Below are 2,632 nucleotides of genomic sequence, written 5' to 3' on the forward strand. Positions count from 1 at the left end.
GAATGCGTACGGAATCAAAATATGGATTTAACGAATCGGATCCATAGAGGATATCCGCTCGCTCTCAGTGAGTATTTAAAAAGAATGCCCACCACACAAAGTAGTGGGCGGGCTAGTGTAAAATAATGGCAGTGGCTATTCGAATTGCCGTTCGAATAGCGACGAAAACCGAGGTGGTGAAGTCGATTAACGTCCCATAGATATAAGTATAGCGTCTTTCTGTGGAACTTCAAAGACATTACACACCTCCTGAACAGGAGGTTTTATTTTGGCGGACAAGAGAAAACGTAACTGGGTTTTTGTTCTGTATCCAGAAAGTGCTCCAGAAAATTGGAGACAGATTTTAAGAGATATGCTTGTCCCTGGATATGTTTCTCCACTTCACTGTGATGATGTAAACGCAGATGGAGAACATAAAAAAGAGCATTACCACGTAATCCTTACCTTTAAAGGTGTTAAGACTTTTGAGCAAGTTAAAGAGATTACAGATAAACTGAATGCCACTCGTCCAGAAGAATGTAAAGATATCCGTGCTTATGCAAGATATTTGTGCCACTTAGATAACCCAGAGAAGGCACAATATAACGTTTCTGATGTTGAGTGCCTTGGAGGTACTGATTACCTAGAAACAACAAAATCAGCAGCTGATACAGATACAGCTATTGGCGAGATGATGGATTGGTGTCTTGAACAGGGATGTTATTCATTCTTTAGATTAGCTTTATATGCTCGGCAATATCGAACTGATTGGTTTAGAGTTCTCACCAGTAGCAGAACTGTGTTTTTAGTGGCTTGGCTTAAGTCTATGCAATGGGAAATGAATCAAGGTACTTTTGACGGTTACGTTGAGGACGAGAATATTCCAAATTCGGATATTCCAGATTCGGATATCTAGGGATACGTACATGGGGGAGGTACTACGACCCTCCCCCATGTGTCCATTGTTCATTGTTCATGCAGGTTATGGACTAGTAACAATCTGTTACTAGTGAGATTTTGGTGTGTCTTAAAGATTGCTATGTTGCGTATAGTTACAAATGAGTAAAATTTGCTTTAATGTAACGTTTGCTCTATAATTACACAAGTAACCGTTTATGTGATTGGAGGTGTTAAATATGGATACTACTGATGTCGATAGAGTTCGTGGGAGAGTGGTTTTGAGGAAAGGTGATTTTGAGCGAGTTGATACTGATAGGGTTAGTTTTACGATGTCCTGTTCGGATATTGAAGAAGTTAGAGATATTTCTGAGAAACTTCATGTGCCGATGACTCACGTTTTTAGAGCTTTGGTTAAGTGCGGAATTATTTACTACAACGATAACGTGGGAAAGCAGTGGATAGGCTGGGACGAGGAAATTCAAGAACCAATCGAACGTGAAGGTTGGCGAGAAGACGCTAGAAAATTCAAAAAGTACGGATTTATTCGTTAAGAAAAAAGTCGTCACTTGCGTAACGACTATCGGCAAAATAATCATAACGCAAGTTGGCGGCTTGGACATATATCAAACACAAATAGAAAGGATTAATTATGTCCAAGTTTAAGTTGTTAAATAATGACTTCATTGCTCTAGGGGTCAGCCAGAAATTTAAGTATGGTACAGATAATGAGCAGGACGTTTCAGCAAGCGGAACGCCTAAATGGCGAGTACAAGCAATTCCTTGTGACTCTGGTGACCAAAAGCCCGATATCATTAACGTGACTATTGAATCATTTGATGACCTTGAAAGCACAATTACGCCAGGTATGGTTACTTTCACGGACCTCTTTATTCACACGAGCTATAACCGAGATAAAGGCGGCAACATTATCTGGTTTACAGCTTCCGATGTTAAGAAGGTGAAGTAACTATGGTAGATGAGTCTAGAAAGTTTCCAGCTAAAGGCGACCAGTTGCTTGGTGCTGTGTATCGTGACTTTTTAAGTCGTAATCGTCTTCTTGAATATATTGAAGCTTGTGATGAGATGGATTATCAGAATTCTTTATCTAGTTGGCTTCAATTTGCTCTAAAGGTTGTTGAGTTATTCAGTGAGAGTAAAGCGCTGGATATTGGACGTCTTAAAAACGTTGAACTTCTTGATAAGAAATTGGATGCTGTACTAGCGGAAATTACAAACTTTTCAGATGTTAAAAAACAGTTGGTTCAAGATAAGCGTGATACTGCTTCGGAACTTAGGATTGCAAAGAACCAAATAGATGATGCCGATAAAAAGATTGTGGCATTAAAGGATAAAAATACAGACCTAAAAAACGAATTAAGCGATTGCAAGTATTACGCTTGTAAACTTGCTGACCAGCTAGTGCGATATGAAGAGTCGCCGCTTAACTGGTTCATCATCAAATACGAAGAGCATAAGCATGGTCGTGATGGCTATTTGAGTCGTGCCGTTAATGAATTTGCTCGTAAGGAGTAACTAGTCCCTATGGCTGACGCGGAATGACGACAAGCGGAACGTTTAGTGTAGCGCGAAGGAATGAAGTGTCAGCCTAAGAGGGTTATAGGGACGAAGTCCCTATCCTTGCCAATCTAAATTGGTTGAATGCGTACGGAATCAAAATATGGATTTAACGAATCGGATCCATAGAGGATATCCGCTCGCTCTCAGTGAGTATTTAAAAAGAATGCCCACCACA

At 40.0% G+C, this 2,632-nt stretch carries 4 protein-coding genes; all 4 read left to right on the forward strand.

The annotated features are described in order from the left end of the window. Window positions 1-268 precede the first annotated feature (268 nt). Window positions 269-895 carry a replication protein gene (locus HMPREF1508_RS01170; protein WP_049906802.1) on the forward strand — a complete coding sequence of 209 codons (627 nt, stop codon included), beginning with the start codon at window positions 269-271 and terminating at the stop codon, window positions 893-895. Between the two features lie 220 nt (window positions 896-1,115). Then, the gene (locus HMPREF1508_RS01175) at window positions 1,116-1,430 is read left to right on the forward strand and encodes a hypothetical protein (protein WP_032734301.1); all 315 of its coding nucleotides are present in this window, start codon (window positions 1,116-1,118) and stop codon (window positions 1,428-1,430) included. 98 nt (window positions 1,431-1,528) lie between these two features. Then, complete coding sequence (locus tag HMPREF1508_RS01180) at window positions 1,529-1,846, forward strand: hypothetical protein (protein WP_032734300.1); 318 nt, start codon at window positions 1,529-1,531, stop codon at window positions 1,844-1,846. A 2-nt stretch (window positions 1,847-1,848) separates the two neighbouring features. Further along, window positions 1,849-2,412 (forward strand): hypothetical protein, encoded by a 564-nt coding sequence (locus HMPREF1508_RS01185; protein WP_035436400.1) that lies wholly within the window; start codon window positions 1,849-1,851, stop codon window positions 2,410-2,412. Window positions 2,413-2,632: the final 220 nt, after the last annotated feature.

The organism is Shuttleworthella sp. MSX8B (assembly GCF_000524295.1).
In the GTDB taxonomy this organism is placed as follows: Bacteria; Bacillota; Clostridia; order Lachnospirales; family Lachnospiraceae; genus Shuttleworthia; species Shuttleworthia satelles.

Bases quoted from the DNA above. Each gene is read 5' to 3' on its own strand.
- HMPREF1508_RS01175 (WP_032734301.1), top strand. From the start codon at position 1,116: ATGGATACTACTGATGTCGATAGAGTTCGTGGGAGAGTGGTTTTGAGG.
- HMPREF1508_RS01180 (WP_032734300.1), top strand. From the start codon at position 1,529: ATGTCCAAGTTTAAGTTGTTAAATAATGACTTCATTGCTCTAGGGGTC.
- HMPREF1508_RS01185 (WP_035436400.1), top strand. From the start codon at position 1,849: ATGGTAGATGAGTCTAGAAAGTTTCCAGCTAAAGGCGACCAGTTGCTT.